The organism is Streptomyces sp. NPDC037421, from assembly GCF_055602105.1.
In genome coordinates, this window is sequence record NZ_JBVJWV010000001.1 from 609,710 (window position 1) to 633,824 (window position 24,115).

Annotated in this window: 18 protein-coding genes and 1 pseudogene; 7 read left to right on the forward strand and 12 right to left on the reverse strand. The window is 73.1% G+C overall.

What is annotated here, in order from left to right; all coding sequences use genetic code 11:
* Window positions 1-58 precede the first annotated feature (58 nt).
* The 10 genes and pseudogenes from ACZ7IF_RS02695 to ACZ7IF_RS02740 all read right to left on the reverse strand — a co-directional run bounded on the left by ACZ7IF_RS02695 (window position 59) and on the right by ACZ7IF_RS02740 (window position 13,118).
* Window positions 59-1,111: an NAD(P)/FAD-dependent oxidoreductase gene (locus ACZ7IF_RS02695; protein WP_470961834.1), complete on the reverse strand. Its 1,053-nt coding sequence runs from the start codon at window positions 1,109-1,111 to the stop codon at window positions 59-61.
* Window positions 1,108-3,384 (reverse strand): LodA/GoxA family CTQ-dependent oxidase, encoded by a 2,277-nt coding sequence (locus ACZ7IF_RS02700; protein WP_470961837.1) that lies wholly within the window; start codon window positions 3,382-3,384, stop codon window positions 1,108-1,110. The genes ACZ7IF_RS02695 and ACZ7IF_RS02700 overlap by 4 nt, the downstream gene beginning before the upstream one ends.
* On the reverse strand, window positions 3,381-4,463 hold the full coding sequence (locus ACZ7IF_RS02705; RefSeq protein WP_470961840.1) for a ferritin-like domain-containing protein: 1,083 nt from the start codon (window positions 4,461-4,463) through the stop codon (window positions 3,381-3,383). The genes ACZ7IF_RS02700 and ACZ7IF_RS02705 overlap by 4 nt, the downstream gene beginning before the upstream one ends.
* A complete protein-coding gene (locus tag ACZ7IF_RS02710; RefSeq protein WP_470962306.1) occupies window positions 4,460-5,842 on the reverse strand; it encodes a LodA/GoxA family CTQ-dependent oxidase in 1,383 nt (460 codons plus the stop codon). Before ACZ7IF_RS02710 ends, ACZ7IF_RS02705 begins: the two co-directional genes overlap by 4 nt.
* Window positions 5,843-6,049: 207 nt before the next feature.
* Window positions 6,050-6,659 (reverse strand): annotated as a pseudogene (locus tag ACZ7IF_RS02715) (LodA/GoxA family CTQ-dependent oxidase); the annotation flags it as partial.
* An 80-nt stretch (window positions 6,660-6,739) separates the two neighbouring features.
* The gene (locus tag ACZ7IF_RS02720; protein ID WP_470961843.1) at window positions 6,740-8,080 is read right to left on the reverse strand and encodes a chloride channel protein; all 1,341 of its coding nucleotides are present in this window, start codon (window positions 8,078-8,080) and stop codon (window positions 6,740-6,742) included.
* A 74-nt stretch (window positions 8,081-8,154) separates the two neighbouring features.
* Window positions 8,155-8,835 carry a GAP family protein gene (locus tag ACZ7IF_RS02725; protein WP_470961846.1) on the reverse strand — a complete coding sequence of 227 codons (681 nt, stop codon included), beginning with the start codon at window positions 8,833-8,835 and terminating at the stop codon, window positions 8,155-8,157.
* Window positions 8,836-8,863: 28 nt separating this feature from the next.
* Window positions 8,864-10,726 (reverse strand): glycoside hydrolase family 15 protein, encoded by a 1,863-nt coding sequence (locus ACZ7IF_RS02730; RefSeq protein ID WP_470961849.1) that lies wholly within the window; start codon window positions 10,724-10,726, stop codon window positions 8,864-8,866.
* Between the two features lie 76 nt (window positions 10,727-10,802).
* On the reverse strand, window positions 10,803-11,636 hold the full coding sequence (locus ACZ7IF_RS02735) for a class II glutamine amidotransferase (protein WP_470961852.1): 834 nt from the start codon (window positions 11,634-11,636) through the stop codon (window positions 10,803-10,805).
* 225 nt (window positions 11,637-11,861) lie between these two features.
* Window positions 11,862-13,118, reverse strand: coding sequence for a DUF2254 family protein (locus ACZ7IF_RS02740; RefSeq protein WP_470961855.1), 1,257 nt, complete (start codon window positions 13,116-13,118; stop codon window positions 11,862-11,864).
* 386 nt (window positions 13,119-13,504) lie between these two features.
* On the opposite strand from ACZ7IF_RS02740, the gene ACZ7IF_RS02745 reads away from it, so the two are divergent.
* Window positions 13,505-14,848 (forward strand): DUF2252 domain-containing protein, encoded by a 1,344-nt coding sequence (locus tag ACZ7IF_RS02745; RefSeq protein WP_470961858.1) that lies wholly within the window; start codon window positions 13,505-13,507, stop codon window positions 14,846-14,848.
* A gap of 11 nt (window positions 14,849-14,859) precedes the next feature.
* Here the strand turns inward: ACZ7IF_RS02745 and ACZ7IF_RS02750 are convergent, their stop codons facing one another.
* On the reverse strand, window positions 14,860-15,198 hold the full coding sequence (locus ACZ7IF_RS02750; RefSeq protein WP_470961861.1) for a hypothetical protein: 339 nt from the start codon (window positions 15,196-15,198) through the stop codon (window positions 14,860-14,862).
* Between the two features lie 226 nt (window positions 15,199-15,424).
* Here ACZ7IF_RS02750 and ACZ7IF_RS02755 point away from each other — a divergent pair, with 226 nt between their 5' ends.
* The 4 genes from ACZ7IF_RS02755 (at window position 15,425) to ACZ7IF_RS02770 (ending at window position 18,486) form a co-directional block, all read left to right on the forward strand.
* Window positions 15,425-16,474: a helix-turn-helix transcriptional regulator gene (locus tag ACZ7IF_RS02755; RefSeq protein WP_470961864.1), complete on the forward strand. Its 1,050-nt coding sequence runs from the start codon at window positions 15,425-15,427 to the stop codon at window positions 16,472-16,474.
* Between the two features lie 86 nt (window positions 16,475-16,560).
* Complete coding sequence (locus ACZ7IF_RS02760; protein ID WP_470961867.1) at window positions 16,561-16,938, forward strand: PadR family transcriptional regulator; 378 nt, start codon at window positions 16,561-16,563, stop codon at window positions 16,936-16,938.
* Between the two features lie 40 nt (window positions 16,939-16,978).
* Window positions 16,979-18,283 carry a hypothetical protein gene (locus ACZ7IF_RS02765; RefSeq protein ID WP_470961869.1) on the forward strand — a complete coding sequence of 435 codons (1,305 nt, stop codon included), beginning with the start codon at window positions 16,979-16,981 and terminating at the stop codon, window positions 18,281-18,283.
* Between the two features lie 38 nt (window positions 18,284-18,321).
* Window positions 18,322-18,486 (forward strand): hypothetical protein, encoded by a 165-nt coding sequence (locus tag ACZ7IF_RS02770; protein WP_470961871.1) that lies wholly within the window; start codon window positions 18,322-18,324, stop codon window positions 18,484-18,486.
* A gap of 6 nt (window positions 18,487-18,492) precedes the next feature.
* On the opposite strand, the gene ACZ7IF_RS02775 is transcribed toward ACZ7IF_RS02770, so the two are convergent.
* Window positions 18,493-19,656, reverse strand: coding sequence for a PP2C family protein-serine/threonine phosphatase (locus ACZ7IF_RS02775; protein WP_470961873.1), 1,164 nt, complete (start codon window positions 19,654-19,656; stop codon window positions 18,493-18,495).
* 197 nt (window positions 19,657-19,853) lie between these two features.
* Here ACZ7IF_RS02775 and ACZ7IF_RS02780 point away from each other — a divergent pair, with 197 nt between their 5' ends.
* Together ACZ7IF_RS02780 and ACZ7IF_RS02785 are read left to right on the forward strand one after the other, a co-directional pair.
* Window positions 19,854-22,715, forward strand: a complete 2,862-nt coding sequence (locus ACZ7IF_RS02780) for a peroxidase family protein (protein ID WP_470961875.1) — start codon at window positions 19,854-19,856, stop codon at window positions 22,713-22,715.
* A gap of 13 nt (window positions 22,716-22,728) precedes the next feature.
* Window positions 22,729-24,108 (forward strand): hypothetical protein, encoded by a 1,380-nt coding sequence (locus ACZ7IF_RS02785; RefSeq protein ID WP_470961877.1) that lies wholly within the window; start codon window positions 22,729-22,731, stop codon window positions 24,106-24,108.
* Window positions 24,109-24,115 lie beyond the last annotated feature (7 nt).

The window sequence follows — 24,115 nt, forward strand, 5'->3', positions numbered from 1 at the left end:
GGAGCGCCGGAGGCCGCTCACGGTGTGGGCGGCCTCCGGCCGGTTCGCGGGTGGAGTGTCAGTCGCCCGCGCCCGTGGTCGAGCGGTGGCGCCAGAAGGGCTCGCGGCCGAAGTGCGCGGCCGCCGCGTGGTGGGCGCGGCGTTCCGCCAGGTGCCGGGCGAACGCCCCGGCCACCAGCTCCGCGTACCCGGCCGCCGCCGTCTCGTCGCCGTCCACCAGGCCGAGCGCCGCGTGCGCCGCCGGGCGGGCCAGCTCCAGGGCGTGCCGCAGCCCGGACGAGGACAGCGGGTCCACCGACAGCGCCGCGTCACCCGCCGCCACCACGCCCGGCGCCCAGGGCGGTGCGGCGCGGCCCACGGTGGCGACCCGCTCCGCGGCCGGGCCGGGCAGCGGGCCGGGGCGGAGCCGGGCGGCGGTACGCGGCGGCGGTACGCCGGGCGTGTGACCGCCCGCCTCCTGCACCTGAAGCACCGTCAGGCCGCTTTCGTGGGCCGGGCCGGGGGCCGTGTACCACCAGCCGTACGGCACCGCCTCGACCAGCGACCACGGCTGCGCGCCGGCCTCGGCGGCCGGGGCCCGCCACACCGTGCAGCGCAGCCGGTCGACCCGGTGCCGGGCCAGCCGTCCCCGGGACACCGCACCGGCCGTGCCCGTCGCGTCGACCACCACGGGCACGGGCGCCGGACCGTCCGACACGCCGGGTACCCACCAGCCGCCGCCGGCCGCCGGCTCGACCCGGGCCCGGGCCCGCACCACCCGCACGCCCGCCTCCCGGGCGGCCACCCGCAGCAGGCCGTCCAGGACGCGCCGGTCCACCGCCCAGGGCGGCCCGTACGGGCTGAACAGCGTAGAGGCCTCGTCGACCGCCGACGGGTCCGCCCACACGCTCCGGGTGGCGTGCACCGGCCTGGCCAGGGCCGCCGCCCTGCCGTCCACGCCCATGCGGCGCAGCACGGCCCTGGCGGCCGGTGCGAGCTGCTGCCCGACCGGCCGCCAGGGCGTCCGCCCGTCGTGGGCGAGCACGACGCGCGCCCCGGCGGCGGCCGCCTCCCGGGCGACCGCCGCACCTGCGGGCCCGCCGCCGACCACCACGAGGTCGGCGCCGGTCACGCGGGCTCGTTCCCCGTCAGGAACCGCTCCCGTACGAAGGGGTGCCCGAGCCGCGAGTAGCCGATGGCCCGCAGCCGCGTCCCGGGCGGTGCCGAGGCGAGCACCGTGGCGGCGGCGGGCGCCGCCGCGCCTTCGGCGTGCTCGACGGGTGTCTCGGTTCCGTCGGGTGCGACGAGCGCCAGGCTCTCCATCCGCCGCTCACCCGCCGGCCCCTGCCCTGCGGGAGACGATTCGGCCGTTCGCGCGGCCGCGGTGTCCCCGGCGCCATCACCGTGGTGGGCGCGGCTGCCGCGCACGGCGACGGCCGGCGGCGTCACCCGTGCGCCGTCGAAGCGGATGCCCGAATCGATCGCCACGCTGAGCCGGTACGGCAGGGGCTGCGCGCCCGCGGCCGCAGACGTGCCGAGGACGATGTGCCAGCGACCCTCCCGGGCGTACCGCGCCGGCATCACCTCGACGGGCAGGGTCAGCCGCACCACGACCGCGTCCGGGAACACCGTCCCGGTCATGCGGACGTCGTCCTGCGCCACGTCGGACCCGTACGGGGTGACCACACGGACCGTCAGGTCGGCGGGCCGGGGTGTGCGGACGGCGATCTCCACCATCCGGTCCTCGTCCGTGAGCCGGACCGGCCAACCGTGCTCGCCGCCGGGCGGCAGCTCCGCGTGGCCGTACGCGGCGAGGTCGATGCCGGCGAGGTCCTCGGGCAGTGCTCCGACGGCGGTCGGCCGGTCCTCGGCCCACAGGGTCGTCAGCTGGCCGTCGGGCAGCGGATCGACCGTGAAGGCGCCCTTGGGGGCGCGTTCGACCTCCCGGAAGTGGCCTTGCCCGTCCGGCCGCACGAACCCGAGTCTGCTCCAGTAGGCGGGCATGTCGTTCATGTCGTCCGCCCATTTCCGGGTCCAGCCCTGGTAGCCGAGTTCCGGCCGGTCGGCCGGGACGACCTGGTTCGGGCGGGGTACCGGCCACCAGTTCGCGGCGCACGCCCAGAAGTCGGCCTGCCAGGGGATGGCCATGCGTTCGGTGACCGCGCCCGCTGTGAGGCCGGGGGCGAAGCGGAAGTCCTCGTACGGCTGTGCCCAGTTCTTCAGGTCCTTGAAGAAGGCACCGGCTTCGATGCCGGGGGTGAAGGACTCCCCCACGCACGCCTCCAGGGCCGCCCGGTCCAGGCCGCGCGGGGTGACGGTGCGGTGGGGCGGACGGGGCCCGCCGTCCGGCCAGTCGCGGACGAAGGCGCCGTCGCGCCACTTGCGCAGGTCGCGCAGCTGCGACGGCGTGAGCGTGCCGAAATCCTGCCCCTTGCGCTCGTAGCTGTGCACCTGCGGCATCTTCTTCTCGTCCTTGTCGAGCGTGCTCTGGCGCAGCCAGCTGTAGATCTTGCGGCGGGTGTAGTAGCCGTAGATCGGCTCGGGCCAGCCGGAGTGCATGCCGGCGGCCTCCTCGTTGACGGCGGCGATGAAGCGGGCCCGGCGCAGGACGGGTGCGATGTCCTCGGTGTACGACGGGACGGCCGTCTCGTCGTCCAGGGAGAACTGGTCGCGCAGCCGTTCCCAGAGGGTGACGGGGTTGTCGAGGTCGGGTGCGTACTTGGGCGGGGTGACCACGACCCAGGCCCGGGTGGCCGGGATGGGCTTGCCGTTGATGGTGACGACCGCGTCGACGGGGCCGTCCGAGGTGTCGTCCCACCACCCGTCGTTGTTGAACGGGCTGCTGAGCTCCTTGCCCTCCGGGCTCCGCGCGGCGCCGCTTCCGCCGAGCACCAGCAGACGGCCGGTCGACGGTTCGGTGCGGATCTCGCCGAGGCCGACCTCCGCCGAGTGCTGTCCGAAGGAGATCCGCTTCTTCTCGAACACCGCGGTCCGGCCGGGCCGGTCGAGGGAGAGCGCCTGCGGCTTGATGACCAGCTGGTCGCGCGCCACGCCCTTGTTGCGCAGTTCGCCGGTCTCGGCGCCCTGCGTGACGAACTGTTTGGCAGCGGCCTTGAGGTTGGCGAGCCGGACCGTCCACGTGATCGACACCTGGCCGGGCTTGTCGGTCAGTTCGACCCAGCGCTCGCCCTTCTCGTCGTATCCGTAGCAGCGGAAGCGGGCGGCCTGCCGTTTGACGCGGCCCTGGGCGTCCTTGAACTTCCCGTCCTTGGGCTCCGGCGGCACGCCGGGGACCTCCGGTCCGAGGAAGTAGCCGTCGGGGTCCGTGCTGTTGCCGACACGGGCGAAGCCGATGGCGGGGTGGATGCGGACGTGCTTGACGGAGGAGAGGTCCAGCTCGCTCACCGGTCCACCTCCGTCGGCACCATGAGGAACTCAGGCCCGTACTTCGCGGTCCCCGGCTCCCGCACCTGGAGAGCGATGAGTTCGCGCACCCGCTGGTTGAGAGCCACCATGGCGCCGATCGGTTCGGGGGCATTGCCGCCGCGCCGGTGGTCCGACGGAGGGGTCCAGTCGTCCTGCAGCTCCTGGACCATCCTGGTGAAGGCCTTGTTGCAGGCGTCCAGGGCCTTGCGGATCGACGGCCCGGGCTCGCCGCCCCAGCCGCCGCCGGGTACGGGCCGGAGCGGGTGCACGGCGACGCGCGGGATCCGGTCGCCCTTGAACTCCCACTCCTTGCCGTCGACCGGCTGCGGCAGCCTGCGCATCCGCCTGCCGTACCAGTGCTCGCCGAAGCGGTAGTAGTGCGCCAGGTCGGCCGGGTCGTCGGTGCCGGTGGGCCGTTTGCTCGTGCCCTCGCCCTGCTCGGTGATGATGTCGATGGCGTCGAGGGCGTGCTTCAGCTTCCTGACCTCGAAGAGCACGTCGCCGCCGATGCGGCCGGAGACCTGCCTGCCGCCTCCGGGCAGGTTCGGGTTGTTCCGGAAGAGGTCCTCGAACGCCGTCCTGATGTCCCGGTAGAACTCGCCGATGGTGCGGCTCGCGGTGAGGGTGGCCAGCGGCTTGCGCGGCTCCTCGATCTTCATGAAGAGCCGCAGGGCGTCGTTCTCGTCCTCTTCACGGCCCGACACGCCCTTGAGCTGGATGTCGAGGTCCTCCAGGACGTTGCCGGGCAGCCCCTTGGCGGGGTAGCTCGGCACGTTGCGCGCGATGTCGGGCTTGCCGCCGACCGCGACGAGCATGTTGCAGGCGAGGCCCATGTGCAGCATCTCCTGCCAGGCGATGCCGAGCAGGGCGTCGGCGAGGTCGGTGGCCGGATCCTTGACGCACCAGTAGGCGTACAGGTACGGCGGGATGGTCGCGAACTCGATCCGGACGGCGAGCTGGAGACAGTCCTGCAGCCATGCCACATCGCGCCTTTCCTGCGCGAGGAGGCCGGCGACGGTCGGCTCGGCTTGGATGGTGGTGACACTCGTCGGACTCATCGGACTCCTTGGACTCCTTCGTGATGGTCGTGGGGCAGGAACCGGTCCCGGGTGAAGGGGAAGCCCAGTTCCGATACGCCGCTCACGGTCAGCCGCCGTGCGGCTCCGTCAGCCGCGGCGGCGGGGAGGGCGAACGTGCTCTCACCGACCGCGTCGAGGGGCGTGCCGTTCGGCTCGTCACCGGGCACGGAGAGGACGGCGGCGGACACCCGGCCGCCTTCGACGGTGACGGTGGAGCCGTCGGGTGCGATGCCGATGCGGATGTCGCCGTCCGTCCGGGCGGTGAACTGGTACGCGGCCGGCCCCTCGCCCGTGGCCCGCACGTGGACCTCCCACAGCCCCTCGCGGGCGAACCTCTGGGGCGCGGCCTCCAGCGGCAGCGGGCACCGCAGCTCCAGGGCGGCGCATTCACGGGCGACCGGCAGGCGGGGGTCGTCCGCCTCCAGCACGGTGCCGTAGGGGGTCCTCACGGTGACCGCGAGGGCGGCCGGGTCGGCCGTGCGGAGCCTCAGTGTCAGGCTCCGGTCGGCTTCGGTGAGCCGGAGCCGCCACAGGTGGCCGCCCCCCGGGGGCAGGTCGCCGCGCCCGTATCCGACGAGGTCGGCTTCCGCGAGCTGCCCGGCCTGCTGCCAGATCCCGGCGTGCCCGTTGCCGCCCGGCCCGGGGCCGGCGAGGGCGCTGTTCCACTGCCCGGCGGCGAGGGGCGGCGGCGGGACCTCGGGCGGCTCGTCGCGCTCGGCCTCGACGTACCCGTGCCGGGGGTCGTGAACGACGAACCCGAGCCGGTCCCAGACGTCGACCATGTGCCGGATGTTCGCGACCCCCCGCTGCCAGCCCTGGTATCCCGCGCCGGGCACGACGACCTCGTTGGGCCGGGAGACCGGCCACCAGAACGCGCCGCACGCGTAGAAGTCGGCCTGCCAGGGCACGGCCATGCGGGCGGTGACGTCTCCCGGCCCGGTCCTCGGGTGGAAGCGGAAGCCGCCGTACGGCCCGGCCCAGTTGTCGAGGTTCAGGAAGATGCGCCCGGCCTCGATCCCGGGTTCGAAGACGGTGCCGACGCAGGCTTCGAGAGCGGCGCGGTCGAGTCCTCGCGGGGTGATCTCCCCCTGCCCGCCGGCCGGCTCGGCATCCGGACCCCAGTCCCGTACGAAGTCCCCGTCGCGCCATCGCACCAGGGCGGCGTACTGACGGCGGGTGAGGTGCGGTCGCGGCTTGCCCGCCAGCTTGGGCATGGAGTTCCCGACCTGGTCCTTGGGGTTCTCGTACCCGGGGGGCCGCAGCCAGCCGACGATCTTCCGCCGCCCGTAGTGCCCGTAGAGCGGCTCCGGCCAGCCGGCGTGGTTGCGGCCCCCGGCGTCCCGGTTGACGGCCCCCATGGTCCGGGCGCGGCGCAGGACGGGCTGGATGTCGCGTACGTACGACGGCGGCCGGCCGCCGTCCGGGGGGCCCTCCGCGAACAGGTCGGTGAGCAGGTCCCACACGGTGACCGCGTCTTCCAGCCCGGGGGCGTACTTCGGGGGCGCGACGAGGACCCAGGCCCGTTCGGCGCGGATCGGGTCGCGCCCGCGGATGTGGACGACGGCCTCGACGGGCCCGTCGCAGGTGTCGTCGTACCAGCCGTCGTTGTCGGCGAAGTCGTCGCAGGGAGCGCCCGTCGGCGACCCGGCGGCTCCGCTCCCCCCGAGGACCAGCAGCCGCCCCTGCTCGTCGGTCCGTACCTCTCCGAGTGGTACGTCCACGCCCGCGAACGCCCCGCCGTCGAGCCGGTGCCGTTCTCCGGGGCCGCGCAGCGTCCGGGCGCCCGGATCGATGACGAGGCCTCCGGGCTCCGCACCCTTGTTGCGGGGGGGTGTCCCCGGTGAACCGCAGGGAGGCGCCCTTGCGGTTCACCACGTGCACGGTCCAGTGGACGGCGACGAGCCCGGGTGTGTCGGTGAGCTCCTTCCAGCGCTCACCGCGCGCGTCGTACCCGAAGCACCGGAACCGCGCTGCCTGCCGTTTGATCCGCCCGAGCGGGTCCTTGAACCGGCCGCCGCCGGGATCAGGAGGCGCGCCGGGCACCTCGGGCCCGACGAAGAACGCGTCGGGGCTGTTGCCGAGCCGGGCGATGCCGATGGCGGGGTGGATACGGACGGACGTGATGTCGGCGAGGTCCACGCACCCGTTCCTTAACTGTGAGTGATCACTCCGCACTCACGGTAACCGTAGATTTGTCCACTCCTTCGAACCCCGGTTCACGGGCGCGTCGCGATGACCGATCCGCCGCCGGCCGCTCACACGTCCGCGCCCGCTCCCTCGCCGGCGGGCAGCAGTTCGGTGGTGACGAAGGCGGCCACCGCCGCGAGGATGACGATGGGCATCATGGCGGAGCTGCCCAGCAGCAGGACCACGAGGACCACGCTGCTGACCGGCAGCCGCAGGGTGGCGGCCGTGGCCGCCGCCATGCCCGCCGCCATGGCCGGTACGAGGCCCAGACCGGGCATCGGGGCCAGCAGGACTCCGGCGGCGGCTCCGAGGAAGAGGGCGGGGAAGACGGGGCCGCCGCGCAGGCTGCCCAGGCACAGGGTGTACGCGGCCCCCTTGAACAGCATGACGGCGAGCAGCGCGCCCACACCCCAGGCGTGCGGGTCGGCCGCCAGCCGCCCCAGGGTGGTCTGGCCCGACAGGGCGACGTCTGCGGGGGTGCGGCCGGTGACCAGGGCGTACCCGGCTGCGCATGCCGCGGCCGCGACGGCGCACAGGACGGTGCGCGAGAGCACGCCCCCCTTGACGTACGCGGCGACCCGCAGGGCCGCCCTCAGGACCGGGTGCAGGAGGAGGGCGAGGGCGAGGGCGAGGGGTACCGTCCACAGCACGTCCGCCGCGTCCAGGCGGGGGACGGGCGTGGACAGCGTGAGGCCGAGGCTTCCCGTCTCCAGCCCGGTCCAGCGTCCCAAGCCGGTGAAGACCAGGGCCCCCACTCCACTGGAGAGCAGGGCGGGCAGCATGACCGCGAACAGCTGCGGCCCGCCGACCCCCGCCACCTCGATCAGGAGTACGGCCGCGATCAGCGGGTTGCCGAAGATCGCCGCGATGGCGGCGGCGGCACCGGCCGCGCCCAGCAGCGCCGTGCTCTGCGGGGTGGCCGGAGCACGCGTGAGGTCACGGAAGAGCAGGGCCAGGCCGCCACCCAGAGCGATCAGCGGGGCCTCCGGTCCCAGAACGGCTCCGAAGGGCAGGCTCGCGGCCGCAGCGAGCAGGACGCCCGGCAGGGAGGCGGGCGGAGTCCCGCCGGCGTGGAGGCCGGACGCGGGGGCGTGTCCGCCGGCGCCGGGCAGGCGCGCGGCGACCAGACCGACGACGGTTCCCGCGACCAGGAACAGGGGGAGCGCCCACCACCACGGCGGGGCGTCCCGGCCCAGCCCGTGCGGAAGGTCCGCCCACAAAAGGTGTTCCAGTTCGTGCAGTCCCACGAGGAACCAGAACGCGACCAGCGAGACCGGGATGCCGATGAGAGCGGCGAAGGCCAGCACTTTGAGGTAGCCGGGAGCACGGAGGATCTCGCGCAGCCGGTCGGCCTCCTGCGGCTGCCGGCCGCTGCCGGAGCCGGTGGGTCGGGCGCTGGGCTCTGTCATGGCTCGCCTGCTTCCTCGCCCATGGCCGGGCTTGTGGGGACGGCCGCCGAGGGCACGGCGGCACGGTCGTGGGGTCAACTGGTCAGTTGGTAGAGGCTTCTGCCGACGAGCCACAGGCCCAGGAGGAGGCAGGTGACGACGATCGCCGGTTCCTTGTGGTGTTCCAGCCACGCGCGCAGGCGCAGCAGGGAGTGCTGGGCCTGCTCGGGTGAGAACACCATGTACAGCTCCATGGCCAGCAGGGTGGAGGTGGCCAGGAGGCAGAAGGCCGTGAGCGCCAGGAAGGACGCGCCGTGGGAGAGGTCGGCCCGTACGACGGTGGCGGCAGCGGCACCGACCATCCCCCATGGCTGAAGGAGCACGGCGAGGGCTGCCGCGGACCAACCGGTGGCGTTGTGCGTCCGGGAGGTCGTGGACGGGGCGGGAGCCGCAGATGGCCGTGGGGCCGACGACGTCGTCCGGCGGCTCCGGCGGCTCCGGCGGCGCCTGTGCTCGCCGTACCCGGCCAGGCCCGCACCGATGACCAGGGTGGCCACCAGTGCCGCGGCCGACGGCACCGAGCGGGGCGGTGGCGGCCGCCCGTCGGTGAGGAGGAGGACGACCGCCATCACGGCCACGAGACACGCCAGCCAGGCGAGGATGAACACCAGGCCCTTGCGCACCCCCCGGGGTGCGGACACCACCAGCACGAAGGCCATGATGGGCAACGGGAACAGCGTGACCGCCAAGCCGATGAAAAGAAGGTCGAGCACCAAGGCGGCGCACCCCCTCGGAGAGCGGGCGTCAGGCGACGCCCGCGGCTCGGTCGAGTTCGGAGTCAAGAGCGAGTGCTGCGGTGATGAGCGCCAAGTGGGTAAAGGCCTGGGGGAAGTTCCCGAGCTGTTCGCCGGTGAGACCGACCTCTTCGGCGAAGAGCCCGACGTGGTTGGCGTACGTGAGCATCTTGTCGAAGGCGTAGCGGGCCTGATCGAGGCGGCCTGCCCTGGCGAGGGCGTAGACGTACAGGAAGGTGCACAGCGAGAAGGTGCCTTCCGAGCCCTGGAGGCCGTCCGGGGAGGCCGCCGGATCGTAGCGGTAGACGAGGCTGTCGGAGACGAGTTCCCGGTCCATGGCGTCGAGGGTGGAGAGCCAGCGCGGGTCCTTGGGGGTGATGAAGCCGACCAGGGGCATGAGCAGCAGTGAGGCGTCCAGGACGGTGCTGTCGTATTCCTGGACGAACGCCTGCCGTTCCGTGCTCCAGCCGAGGGTCATGACCTGTTCGAGGATCGCGTCCCGTGTGGCGGTCCAGCGGGGCAGGTCCCCGGGCCGGGAGGTGGCCGTGGCCTGGCGGATGCCGCGGTCGAGGGCGACCCAGCACATGAGGCGGCTGTAGGTGAAGTCCTTCCGGCCGCCCCTGGTCTCCCAGATGCCCTCGTCGGGGCGGTCCCAGTTCTCGCACAGCCAGTCGAGCAGGGCTGCGCAGCGCTGCCAGTCGTCGAAGCCCAACAGGTCTCCGGCCGCGCCGGCCTGGGAGAGTCCGTGGACGGCCTCCCCGTAGATGTCCATCTGCAGCTGGTCCGCGGCGCCGTTGCCCACGCGCACCGGGGCCGCGCCCCGCCAGCCCTCCAGGTGGTCGAGGACCTCTTCGCCCAAGTACGGATCCCCGTCGACCCGGTACATGATCTGCAGGGGTTCGCCGTTGGGAGCTCCGCCGTCCCCCACCCGCCGCATGAGCCAGGTCCGGAACGCGTGTGCTTCCTCGGTGAAGCCGAGGTCGCGCATGGCACGCACGGCGAGCGAGGCGTCACGGATCCAGGTGTAGCGGTAGTCCCAGTTGCGCTCGCCGCCCTCCTGCTCGGGCAGGCCCGTGGTGGCGGCGGCGACGGGCGCCCCGGTGGGGGCGTACGTCATCAACTTGAGGGTGATCGCGGAGCGGTTGACCATCTGCTGCCACCGGCCGCGGTAGGCGCAGCGTCCGATCCAGCCGTGCCAGAACCCGCGCACGGCGTCGAACGCCTTGACCACGTCACCCGGGCTCGCGGGCGGTGGGGCCGCGCCGCCCGCGTCGCAGACCGTCAGCAGGACGGCCGCGCGTTCGCCCTCGGACAGGGTCACGGCCGCCCGCACGTCCGTCTCGTCGGCCTCCAGGGTCACGGGGCCCAGGGCTTGCAGGTGCGCGGTGATGCCGGGCCCGTCGAAGCGGGCGGTGGCGCCGTCGTACGTCAGCCGGTGGGACGCCCGGCCGTAGTCGAAGCGCGGGCGGCACTCCAGGTCGAAGCGCACGGTGCCGCGTACCACCCGCATGATGCGCACCACTTGGTGCCGGTCGGTGGCGGTGTGCGGCTCGTGGACTGGCATGAAGTCGATGACTTCGCCGACGCCTTCGGGGGTGAGGGAGCGGGTGATGAGGACTGCGGTGTCGGCCATGTAGAGCTGGCGGGTGACGACGTCGGCGTTGTCCGGCGGTTCGCCTCGGGGACGGCGGGCCGCGTCGGTCGTGATGGCGAAGCAGCCGCCGCGGTCGTCGTCGAGCAGGCTCGCGAAGACGCTGGGTGAGTCGAAGCGTGGTGAGCAGAACCAGTTGAGCACTCCCTCGGACGAGACGAGGGCACAGGTCTGCAGGTCCCCGATCAGACCGTGTTCGGCGATCGGCGGGTAGGGGCGCATCGGCCCTCCACAGGGGTTCCGGGAGCTGCCCGGCCGGACGGCGGCGGCCCGCCGGCCGATGGGGCAGGTGGCCGTGTCATGCAGGCACTGGGACGAAGGGGTACATCGCGTCAGCGCCCGGCTGGACGATGCCGTAGGTGCTCTCCGGCACCTCGTTCCACGCGCCGGGCAGATCGCCGAGGGGTTCGGACACGATCAGGCGGGTCTCCTCGGAGATCTCCCTCAGGAACGCGACGTCGGGGTGCAGCCTGCGCAGTGCGTCCACCCGGCTGCTGTAGAACAGCGACCGGGACGCGTGCGCGCTGGAGTAGCGGAAGGCCCAGATGCTCTCGCCGTCGGTGATGGCGAGCGTCATCTGGAGCGGGAACTCCACTCCGTGGTCGTGCCCGGCGCGTTCCACCGTTCCCGCCATCCGGGCCACGGCGGCCGGCGGGTCCTGGTCCAGGCCGAAGGTGAGGGCCAGGTAGAACATCACCTCCGAGTCGGTCGTCCCCTCGATGTCGGCGTACAGCGCGGGGTCGACGAGCATGGTGAGGTCCCGGCGCATCAGGTGGAAGCCGGAGACCGCGCCGTTGTGCATGAACATCCAGCGGCCGTGCCGGAACGGGTGGCAGTTCGACTGCTGCACCGCCGTGCCGGTCGACGCGCGGATGTGCGCGAAGAACAGGGGGGCGCGGACGTGGTCGGCCATCTCCCGCAGATTGCGGTTGTTCCAGGCCGGGCCGACGTCTCTGAGCAGCGCCGGCGTGGCGTCGTCCTGCGAGTACCAGCCGACACCGAACCCGTCGCCGTTCGTGGTCTCCACACCGAGCTTGGAGTGCAGGCTCTGGTCGATCAGGGAGTGGGCGGGTTTGTAGAGGATGGTGTCGAGCAGCATGGGTGTCCCCGAATAGGCGAGCCATCGGCACATCTGCGATCACCTGGGTCCTTACGGCACGCCAGGAGGGAACTGCGCGTCCCGGCGTGCACGGAGTGACGCCGCTCTTCGAGCTCGCGCGTCACCTCTTCGCTGTGACTGCCGTTGCGGGCTGGGGCAGCCCGGGCAGGGATCGCCGCGGATCCTGCGGGCGACATCGTATGGACCTGGTCCGGCAGTCTCATTCTCGGCTCGCTCTCCGGGGCTCGCCACACGGGGCTATCCGCCTTCGGCCGCCGTCCAGACGAGCGGGTACGTCTCGCCGCCGGTCCGCTCGACCCACCGGAGCCGGTCTTCCACCACGGCACGACGGCACTGGGGGGTACGCTCCGCCAGTCTTCGCAGCATGTCGCGCATCGCTCGCAAGGCCATCGGGGATCCGGCGGCGGCGATGACCACGTCGTCGACGGCGATCCGGACGTACCGGCCCCAGCCGGGCACCGGGACGCTCACCCGCAGCCGTCCCGCGTGGTCGTGGAACCGGCCGACGTCCAGGTCGCGGCCGGCGAGGCGGGTCAGCAGGTCCTCAAGGCGCTCCAAGGCCTCCACGGCCGTGGCCGGATCGTTCACCGCCGGAGACAGGGCGCGGAGCGCGATGTCGGCGAGGAGTCTGAACGGCAGTTCGGGGTCCTGGCCGAAGGTCCGCTCGACCCCCGTCGACAGGGCCGCCCGCAGCTCCGCCTCCGCCGGACCGGGCACCGTCACCTCGGCGAGCACCATGCCCCCCGACAGGGTCGCACCCGGCGCGACCCGGAAGGCGACCGTGGAGTCGTTCTCCCGCGCGACGGCCATGAGGGCCGGCACGTCGATCCCCTGGAGCACGGCCGGCGGTCCGGCCCAGCGGACGGCCACGCCCGCGCCGGTCGCCCCGGACTGCGGGGCGGCGGTCCCGTGCGGGGCGTACGGGTGTGGGTACAGGCCGTCGTGAAGACGGTGTGCGCGGTCGGTGATCGCGGTCAGCGCGTGGCCGAGCTGGATCGAGTGGAACGCCTTCATCTGCAGCGTCCGCATCAGGCCGAGGGCTACCAGAGTGAGGATCATGGCGGCGCACGGGACGAAGACGGAGACGCTCTCGCGGGTGCCGATGGCCAGGCCCGAGGTGATGCAGAAGACGAACACGCCGACGGTGAAGGCGAACGCCCGCCAGACGATCGGCTCGTCGCGGAACAGGCCGAGGCGGGGTGTGAACGTGCTCGCGGAGAACTGTACGACCAGGAACAGCATCGAGTAGATGATGCTGACCAGGCTGACCACGCCGAAGCCGAGGGTGAACAACACGCTGACCACGCGCCCGGCGGCCACCAGGGGACCCGCTGTGACCAGGGGTGACAGCAGGCCCAGCACCAGCCCGGTCACCGCGCACAGCAATTGGGCCAGGTCCCTGCGCAGGGCGCGCGTGGGCCGGTGGAACAGCGCGCCGCGCCGGTGCGTTTCCCGTGCCGCGGGGCGGGCGGGGCCGTCAGCGGAGCCGGGCATCCTGCCTCCTCCGGGGTCGTCTCTCGCGGGTGGCCCTCCCGGCGCCGTCCCGGGGCCGGGGGCGGCCCGGACGGCAGACTCATGGCGCTCCCTGAGGACGACCGAGGCGAAAGGCCGCTTCCCGGTCATTGGACAGGTGGCGCCGCAGTTCCGCGCGTTCAGTCGGCTCACCGTGCGATGCGCCGACCGGGTGATCGCGCGGGCGGCGGTCGGCCGAGAGGCGCGCAGACCGGAAGGCGCGCCGTCCGGCAGTGCTACCCCTGGAGGGTCCGTGCAGCGTCGGCCGAGGAGACCGAGGGGCGACGATCGACCATGACCGGCAACGAGAACACCGCCACCGGACCGACCCGCCGGCCGGCCTTCGTCGGCGGCACCGCCCCCGCGCGGTGAACCCCCGCTCGCCCGCCGAACGGGCCGACCGTGGCCGGGCCGCACGAAACCGCGTCCCGCGCTCGGCACACGGCGTCTGGGAGGCCGTCGACCGGGCCGACCCGGTGGAGATCCTCGAACGGCAGGCCGCCGACCGCGTACCGGAACTCCTTCCGCTCCGCTACGCCCGCATGGCGGCCGGACCGTTCGCCTTCCTCCGCGGGGCCTCGGCCGTCATGGCGGCCGACCTGGCGGCCAGACCCCGTACCGGTCTCACCGTTCAGCTGTGCGGCGACGCCCACCTGCTGAACTTCGGGCTCTACGCCTCACCCGAACGCACGCTGCTCTTCGACCTGAACGACTTCGACGAGACGCTGCGCGGCCCCTTCGAATGGGACGTCGGACGGCTGGCGGCGAGCGTCGCCCTCGCCTCGCTGGACAACGGCCACGGCGACGCGTCGGCCCGGCGTGCCGTTCTCGCCTGCGTGCGGTCGTACAGGACGAACATGCGCCGCCTGGCCGGCCTCGGTGAACTCGCCGTCTGGTACGAACGGGTGGACACCGACGACGTCCTGCCGCTGGTACGCGTGCGCCACCGCGAGCGGGTGCGGGCCGGCCTCGCACGAGCCCGGCGCCGTACCAGTCTCCAAGCGCTCGGAAAGCTCACCGAGGTCGTCGACGGCCGCCTCCGCATCCGTCACGACCCACCCCTGCTCGAACCTCTGGGCACCGTCGACGACGACGCCCTGCACCAGGTCTTCAGGGACTACCGCCGCACCCTTCCGGAGGATCGCCGGACGCTCCTGGACCGGTTCCGTCTCCACGACGCCGCCCGCAAGGTCGTCGGCGTCGGCAGCGTCGGCACCCGCTGCTTCATCGCCCTGTTCACCGGCCGCGACACGAACGACCCGCTCTTCCTCCAGATCAAAGAAGCCACCGCGTCCGTGCTGGAGCCCCATCTCGGAGCCTCCCCGCACGAGCACGCCGGGCATCGCGTGGTCCATGGCCAGCGGATGCTCCAGGCGGCCGGCGACATCTTCCTCGGCTGGGCCACCGGGCCGGAGGGCCGCCACTTCTACTGGCGACAGCTGCGCGACATGAAGGGCTCGGCAGACGTGGCCTCGATGGGCCCCCGCATGCTCCGGGGCTACGCCGCGCTGTGCGGCAGCGTCCTTGCCCGAGCCCACGCGCGCACGGGCGACCGGATCGCGATCGCCGCCTACCTCGGCGGCAAGGACAGCTTCGACCGGGCCGTCGCCGTCTTCGCCGCCCGCTATGCCGAACAGAGCGTCATCGACCACGCCGCGCTCCGCTCGGCCCTCACGGAGGGGCGCCTGCCGTCCGTTCCCCTGGATCCGTGAGGGCCGCGCGGTCAGTACGGCCGCACCTCGACGCGCTGGCCCCAGACCCGTACGTTGCACTCCCCGCCGAAGGTCCAGCTCTCGCCGGGGTTGATCCGGTACCACTTCGACCAGTTCCACACCGCGATCCCGGACGTCGGACCGCAGAGGCCCGCGATGCGGGCCCAGCTCGTTTCCGAACCGCCGGTGCAGTCCATCCAGTACGCCGTGTTCGCGTAGTGCCCGATGCACGAGGCCAGGCTCTGCGTTCCGGCGGGAGCGGCGGAGGCCGTTGTGGCGGGCACCAGGGCCAGGCCGGCGGCGGTGACGGTCGCGGCGGCCAAACCGAGTGCCTTGCTGCGCAGTTGCATGTGTCCTCCCGTTGGACTCTCGTCGGGCTCTTCTCGGACTTGCGTGCAACGAAAGCTAGTACGGGTCCTGGTGGCGTTGGATCCCCAGAAGTCGGGGGTTTCGCCGGGTGAGGCGACGTGGTAACAGACCCGCGTGACCCGATCGAACTCAGGTTTACCCAGCGGCGCCGCGCTGCGCCGGGCCCGGACGAGGATCGAGAGGCTGTGCCTGGGGCTGCCGGATCCGATGACCCTGTTCAGCGGCCTCAACGACATCATCCCCGCCGTCGTCGCGGCGGACGGGGTGTGCGGGCTGACCCTGGACCCGGCCACGCTCATGCACACCGGCGGCTTCCACGAGAAGGGGGTTCCGCACACCCATCTGCCCAGGCTCCTGGACATCGAGTACGGGGAGGAGGACGTCAACCACTTCCCCCACCTGGTCAGGACCGGCCGGCTCGCGGCCGGGCTGTGGCAGGCCACCCACCGGCGCCCGCACGCCAGTTGCCGCTACCGCGACGTCTACCGTCCGACCGGGATGGGCGACGAGATGCGCGTGGTCCTGCGCGGACGCCACACGGTGTGGGGCGCGCTGGTCCTGCACCGGGGCGGTGACCGGGCGCCGTTCGGCGAGGACGAGGTCGCGGCCGTCGAGTCGCTCGCGCCCGCCGTCGCCGAAGGGCTGCGCCGTTCGTACCTCCGCCACGACGCCGCCGCCGCGGACTCGCAGGACCCCGCCGCCCCCGGACTGCTCACCTTCGAGCCCGACGGCGGCATCGACGGGGTCACCCCGTCCGGGCAGCTGTGGCTCGACCGGCTGGGCGGCAGTCCCACCGGGCCGGGCCGGATCCCGCAGCCGGTCCTCCACGCGTCCCGCAGGGCCCGTGCGACGGGCGACGCATCCGTGCGCGTGCACGCCGGGGCGGGCCGGTGGGTGTCGCTCACGGCCTCGCGCATGGACACGGCCGGGCGCGTCGCGGTCATCATCCAGCCCGGCCGCCCCGAGCACACCCTCGGGATCCTGATGGAGGCGTACGACCTCACCGCGCGCGAGCAGGACGTCGCGCGGCTCGTCGTCTACGGCCTGTCCGACCCCGAGATCTCCCGGCAGCTCGGCATCTCCCCGCACACGGTCAGGGACCACCTCAAGAAGGCGTTCGAAAAGACCGGGGCGAACAGCCGGGGCCGTCTCCTGCGGCTCCTCTACTTCAACCACTACCGGCCCGGCGTCGAGAGCGGCCGCGCCATGGGCTCCCTCGGCTGGTTCACCACGGCCGGCCGGGAGAGTGCCTGGTGAACTGGCGTTCTTAGTACGCCAGTTCAGACTGCCGGATGTTTCTACTTAGGTAGACGGCCTGCCTTCTACCTAAGTAGATTGCCGCCATGCCGGACGTGAAGCTGACGTTGCACACGCAGACCCTGCTACGCACTCTCCTCGGCCAGGGCGCCGACACCGGGCAGCGCTCGGTGGTGCTCGCCGAGGGGCTGTACGGGCTGGAGCTGTCGCGGCGCACCGACCTGCCCAACGGCACGCTGTTCCCCATCCTCGAACGGCTGCGCCAGGCGGGCTGGGTGGAGCGGTACTGGGAACAGGACGCCATCGCCGAGGCCGAGGGCCGCCCCCGCCGCCGCTTCTACCGCATCAGCCCCAAGGGGGCCGTCCTCGCCCCTCAGGCCCTCGCCGAGGCGAGCGCCGCGGCGCCGGCGACGTCGCTGCCGGGCCTCGCCCGCCCCGGACTGGCCGGAGGCACCGGTGAGTGACCGCCGTAGCGCCGTGAGCACCGCACGGCCCGGCGGGCGGGTGGCGCCATTCCTTCTCGCCACCGCCTGCGCCGGCCACGCCGCAGGCTCCGCCTCGGGCTGGGGCTCTCGGCAACTCGCCCTCGTCACGGGTGATTTCACGCTGAGCGCCGTCGCCGCGACCGCCGCCGCGGCCTGCCTCCGCCAGGGACGGCGCCACGACGGCCGCTACCGGGCCGCCTGGCTGCTGTTCGCCCTGTCGTTCACGATCGCGGCCCTCGGCCACCTCGTCTCGGGCTGGTACGGGACCGCGCCGGGCGGCAGCACAGCGGGGCCGGACCCCTCCGGCCCGCTGTTCCTGTGCTTCACACCGCCCGCCGCCGCGGGGCTCCTCCTCCTGGCCGAACGGCCCCTGACCAGGAACGGCTGGGTTTGCCTGGCACTCGACGCGTGTCTGGTCGGCGGCTCCCTGTTCACGCTGTACCGGAGCCTGTCCCCGGCCGGCGCCGTCCAGCACACCGTGCTCGCCCCCGCCGGTCCACTGCTGGACACCGCCCTCGTGTGGATGGCGCTCGCCCTGCACGTCCGCCGTTCCGGGGGCGGCCGCCCGGCCGCCCGTACGGCCGCTGCCGCGCTGGCGGCGATCGGGGTGGGTGACCTGCTCATCACGACACCCCTCCACGACACCGCCTGGTTCGGCGGCCCGCTCCTCATCGCGAACGCGCTCCGGGGCTCCCGGCGGACGGACACGGCCGGGGCTCCTCCCCCGCTGCCCGGGGTCCGGACGCAGGCCCGCCCGGTCGGTGCCTCACTGCCCGCGCTCGCGCCGTACCTCGCCGCGGCCGCCTGCACCCTCGGGATCCTCTACGGCGTCCTCGACGGCGGCCGCGTCGACCGCACGGTCCTCCTCGCCGGCAGCGCCGTCGTCCTCGGCCTCGTGGTCCGGCAAGGGATCATGCTCCTCGACAACATCGCCCTCACCCAGGAACTGGCCCGGAAGGCGGCCCATTTCCGCGCCGCGCTGCCCCAGGACTCCGGCGACGTCACCATGACCGCCGAGCCGAACCCGGGCGGGGAAGGCGAAACCAGCGGGCCTGGAGGCACCGACGCACCGCAGGAAGACATGGTCCCGGCGGGGCCCGGGAAGCGGGCGAACGGCACGGGAGAGCCGGGCGGCCGGGTGCTCCAGCTCGGGGCCCTGCTGCTGCCCGCGGAGGAGCGGGCCGAATGGCTGGAGGAGCAGGCCGCCTACCTGGGCGACCTCCCGACGCGCGGCGAGCGGTGGAGATGGATCCTCGGCCAGCTCTTCGCCATGCCCAGATACGCCTATACCGTCCGCAGCGGCCGTGAAAGGGAATCCGCATGACCACTCCGCCCCCGCCGCCTCCGGACACGGAGCCCCTGGTGAGCCAGCGAACGGCCCTGGTGCTGCTGACGGCGGCCTTCATCGGCACGGTCGTCGGCGTCCTCACCGCGCTGTCCACGGGCAATGCCGCCGGGGCCCTGCTCGCCGCCCTGACCGGCTTCGGGGCGGCCACCGTGGGCCTGCACAAGCTGATCGGCCGCTGACGGCGCTCACCGGCCGTCGGGTTCGTGGCGGTCCACCAGGATGAGCGCCACGTCGTCCGACAGGCGGCTTTGGGTGTGGCGCAGGAGGGCTTGGCGTACGGCGTCCAGGAAGGCGTGGCGGGGGTGGTGGCGCAGGGCCGACATGGTGCCGGCCAGGTCGAAGAAGACGCTGTCCCGGTCGCGGGCCTCCAGGACGCCGTCGGTGTGCAGCAGGAGGCGGTCGCCCGGGGTGAAGGGGTAGCTCTCCGTCCGGAGGGGGGGTCCGGTGATGAATTCCTCCAGGCCGAGCGGTGGCAGCGGGGTGCCGGGCGTCAGGGGGCGGACCCTGCCCTCGTGGAGCAGGAGCGGTGGGCAGTGGCCGCGGTTGACGATCTCGATGTGGGGTCCGTCGGGGATCTGGGCGACGAGTGCGGTGACGAACCCCTCCAGGAGGGCGTCCGCTCCGTCGGCCGGATCCGTCTCCGCGTTCGCGCTCGCGCTCGCGAGGGCGGCGTCGCGCCGCAGGGCCGCGGCGCAGTGGTTGATGACCTCCACCAGGTCCTCCTCGTAGTGCACGGACTCCCGGAAGGCGCCCAGGACGACCGCCGCCGCCCGTACGGCGGGCAGTCCCTTGCCCCGGACGTCCCCGACGATCATCCGGACGCCGTACCGGGTCTGGACGGCGTCGTACAGGTCGCCGCCGATCTGCGCGCCCGTCTCGGCCGCGAGGTACATGCTGGCCGCCCGTACGGGGCCCAGCCGGTCCGGAACCGGCCGCAGCAGCACTTCCTGGGCGGCCGCGGCGATCCGGCGGACCTGGTTGAGCTGGCTCTCCCGGCGCGTGCGGGCGGCGCGGCTCGTCGTGAAGCTCGCCGCCGTGACCAGGGACAGGGCGAGGAAATTGGTGTAGACCTGTTGGCCGCCCCAGGCGTGGTTGTGGGTGGCGGTGATCACGCTGACGACCACGGCCACGCCCGCCGCCGCGAGCGTGCCCCTGGGGCCCGTCGTCACCGCCGCCAGGGCGGGTGTCGCGACCAGCAGGGGCCCCGTGTAGACGACGTGCGCGGGCGTGAGCTCGATCAGGAGCACCAGCAGGGCGATCGCGAAGGGCACGCACTCCGCGAGGACGAAGAGGACCTGGTGGTGACCGCCGGCTCCCGGTCCCGGGGGCGAGCGCAAGGGCGCTCTCATGAGTACAGCCTGCCCCTCCCGGACGCGCGGACGCCACTCCGTGCCCCCGGTGCGCCTTCGGGCGGGGCCCGGGCCACCCGAAGGGGCCACGCCGGGAACCCGTCTGCCCCGCTCCGCACGACACCGCCGCGCGCGTAGGGAAACGTCGTGGGGAGTGCAAGGAAGCCCCCGGAAGCCCCCTTCGTGAAGAGGCACGCATGGACGAGGTCGAGCGGTACGAGCGCTACGTCGGCGGCAGCCCGGAGACCGAGCGGCTGGCCTTCGAGCGGCTGGCGAAGGAGCTCCTGCGCGTACAGCTCAAGGTGAAGCGGCGCAGCGGCGCCGCCGCCCTGGAGCGGACCTTCCACGCCAAGGCGGTCCTCGGCGTGGAGAACGGGCGCCTGCGGTTCCGCGACGACCTGCCCGAGCCGCTGCGGACCGGGTTCGCCCGGCCCGGGGCCGAGTACCCGGTGACGGTCCGGCTGTCCAACGCCAGCGGGGTCCGCCGGCCCGACTCCGCGCCCGATCTGCGCGGGGCGGCGCTGCGCGTCGAGGTGGGGCCCGAGGAGGCCCACGATCTGCTGATGACCAGCTTCCCGGTCTCCCACGCCCGCGACGCGCGCGAGTTCGTGGCCTTCGCCAAGGCCATGGCGGGCGCCGAGTCGCGGCCCGCGCAGGGGTTCGCGCTGTTCGTCAAGCTGCCCCTGGCGGTCGGCTGGTCCACGGCGGGCCGGATGCGGCGCAACGTGATCGCGGGAACCAGGCGCACCGTGTCCAGCCTGGCGCTGGAGACGTACTGGAGCCGGGGCGCGATCCTGTGGGGCGGCGCGGGGCCGGTGCGCTACCAGCTGCGGCCCGCTCCGGGCGCCGCCCCGGCCCCGGCGGGGCCGCCGGCCGGTCCCGACGGCCTGCGGCGCGAGCTCGCGCGGAGGCTGGGTGCCGGGGACGTCGTCTTCGAGCTGTGCGTACAGCGCTACGTCGACCCGCGGCGCACCCCGGTGGAGGACGGTGCGGCCGAGTGGAGCGAGCGGGACGCGCCCGTGGTGCCCGTGGCCACGCTGACCGTCCCGCGCCAGGACGTCCACACGGCCGAGGCGCGCGCCGCCGAGGCCCGGGTCGACCTGCTGGCCTTCAACCCGTGGCACACCGCAGAGGGCTTCCGTCCGCTGGGGAACCTCAACCGTGCCCGCAAGCTCGCCTACGAGGCGAGCAGCGCGCACCGTCTGGGCCGCCGCTTCGTGACCGTGGAGCCGCGCCGCAACGCCCTGCTCGGGACCCCGCTGCGGGCCGCCTTCCGTTCCGTGAACCGGGTCGTCCCGTGGCACCGGCTGCCCACCCCGGTCGCGCTGCTGAACCTGATGGCGTTCCGGCAGACGCTGCGCCGGCACAACCTGATCGACACCGAGGCGCACGAGGCGCCGCCCAAGGCCGGGCCGGTGGAGCCGCCCGTGGACGAGGAGCTGCTGGTCAGGCGCAGCTACGACGGCAGCCACAACGACCTGTCGCAGCCCCGGATGGGCGCCGTCGGCGCGACCTTCGGGCGTTCCATGCCGCCGGTGTACCGGCCGGACCGGTTCGACACCCCGAACCCGGTGACCGTGAGCAGGGAGCTGCTGCGGCGCGAGGCCTTCATCCCGGCGAAGTCGCTGAACGTGATCGCCGCGGCCTGGATCCAGTTCCAGGTGCACGACTGGGTCAACCACAAGCGGTTCCCGGTGGGCACCAGGAGCGTCGAGGTGCCGCTGCCGCCCGGCACCGACTGGCAGAACACCCCGGGCGGACCGCGCGAGAAGGTGATGCGCTTCGGTGACGACGAGCCGCTGGACGCGGCCGGGAGCGGGCGGCCGCCGATCGTGTTCGCCGGCGGCGTGTCGCACTGGTGGGACGGTTCGGAGGTGTATGGGGGCGACCAGGCCGTCGCCACGTCCCTGCGCGAGCCCGGCGGCGGCGCCGGGCTGCGGCTGGAGCGGGGGCACCTGCCGACGAGCGCGGACGGCCTGCCGGTCACCGGGTTCAGCGACAACTGGTGGCTCGGCCTGAGCGCCGTGCACACCCTCTTCGCCCGCGAGCACAACGCGGTGTGCGAGGCCCTGCGGCAGGAGTACCCGCACCTGGACGAGGACCGGATCTACCACACGGCGCGGCTGGTCGTCTCCGCCCTCATCGCCAAGATCCACACGGTGGAGTGGACTCCCGCGATCCTCGCCACCAAGACGCTCGACATCGGGATGCGGACGAACTGGGAGGGGCCTCCGAAGAACTGGCTCGACCAGCTGGGCGTCTGGCTGCTGGAGGCGAACGGAAAGGGCGGCATCCCCAGGACCCTGCCCGAGCACCACGGGGCCCCGTACGCCCTCACGGAGGAGTTCGTCACCGTCTACCGGATGCACCCGCTGATCCCCGACGACTACGAGTTCGTCGACCACCGCTTCGGCCGCCGGCTCGACACCCTCGGCTTCGACGACCTCCAGGGCGCCGCGGCGGAGCCGCTCATCCGCAAGACCGGTCTGGTGGACTCCCTCTACTCGCTGGGCATCGCCAACCCGGGAGCCATCACCCTGCACAACTTCCCGCGCTCGCTCCAGGCGTTCCGGCGCGACGGGGAGGTGATCGACCTGTCCGTGGTCGACCTGGTGCGCACCCGCCGCCGCGGCGTCCCCCGCTACAACGACTTCCGGGCCGGGCTGCACAAGCCGCGGATCCGCCGGTTCGAGGACCTGTCCCAGGATCCGGAGACGGTCGCGCGGCTGCGGGACGTCTACCGTTCGGTGGACGACGTCGACACGGTGGTGGGGCTCTTCGCCGAGAACCCGCCCGCGGGGTTCGGCTTCAGTGACACGGCCTTCCGCGTCTTCATCCTGATGGCGAGCCGGCGGCTGCAGAGCGACCGCTTCCTCACCGTCGACTTCCGGCCCGAGATCTACACGCCGCTCGGCATGGACTGGATCGCCCGCAACGGCATGACGAGCGTCATCCTGCGGCACTGCCCCGAGCTGGCGGGCGTCCTGCCGCGCGGGGCGAGCGCCTTCGCGCCCTGGCGCCCGGTCCAGCCGGTCCGCAACCACGACGGCCGCGGCTGAACGGGGAGAGGCCATGTCCGCACCCGAAGGCCCCGGCCGCCGCCACCCCGGCCTGGAAGAGCTGCTCGCCCGGCCGCTGCTGGAGACGGTCTTCGGCCGGCGCACCCACCGGGTCAGCCGGGGGGCCTCCGTACCCGCCGGGTCGATGAGCTACAGCTCCCCGCACCGGCCGCGGCCGCTGGACGAGCTGGAGGAGGCGGTGCTGATCGCGCTCACCGGCTCCTCCGGGCTCACCATGCCCGACCGGCCCTTCGAGGACCCGCGCGACCACAAACCGATCATGGCGAAGCCGAACCTGAACATGACCGGGCGGACCGCGGGCAGCCCCGACAACGCGCAGGCCACCCACTTCTTCATGATCAACGACAGTGGCACGTACTACCTGCGCAAACTGCCGCCCGCCCCGGGGCGTCCCTTCGACCCGGACACATTGGTCGAGCGGGCGCGCCTGGCCAAGGTACGGGTACTGGACCACCGGCTGGACGTCGCCGAGGGGATGCGCGACTTCCCCGCCTACCTCGACTCCAACCGGTTCCTGTCCAACCTGCCGGGCACCACCCTGTTCCTGCCGGTGGTCGACCTCTCCCACCAGTACGTCAACGCCCTGATGTACCTGCTCACCCAGCCCGACGGAGCCCGGCCCACCCTCGTCGACGACCGCAACTTCTACCGCCCGGCCGGGGTGCGCAAGTGGGTCGAGAACGGCTTCCTCAACCCCGGCATCAAGATGCCGCTCGGCGCCCTGGGGCCGATGCGCACCCAGATCGAAGCCGACCTGCTGCTCCAGAACATGATGCTGGTCGCGGACGCGATGGGGCTCGGCGCCTGGATCCACGCCACGATCAGCCCGCAGATCATGCTCGGCGACCCCAAGTTCTCCCGCGCCTACGGCCGGATGCTGGGCTTCGACTTCGTCACCCCGAGGTTCCGCCCCCTCGACGTCCTGCGCTGGCAGGTACCGCTGCCGAAGTACGCGGCCCTGCGCGCCCACCCGGTGGGACTGCGGGCCGGCGGCGAACACCTCATCAAGGCCGCCTGCCCGCCCCACTACCCGTCGATGGCGGAAGCCGTCGACTCCGTCGTCCGGTCCAAGTTCGGCAAGGACGGCGTCTACGCGGACAAGGAGCTCTTCGGCCGCGTCTACAAGGACGACTACGCGCAGCGCTACCTCGCGGAGGCGAGCGAGTACGACCGGCAGGTCATCGACTGCGCACGGGACATCTGCGTGTACATCCACGAGACCCACGGCCGCTTCCCCGCGCACACCGACGCCATCCACGTGCCCGGCGTCTGGCTGCAGACGCACCACGTCGAATCCGAGTACTACGACCGGTTCTTCCGGGGCGGGCTAACCGAGGCTCACCGCCGGCACGCCGCGCACTGGGACGGGTAGCCCCACC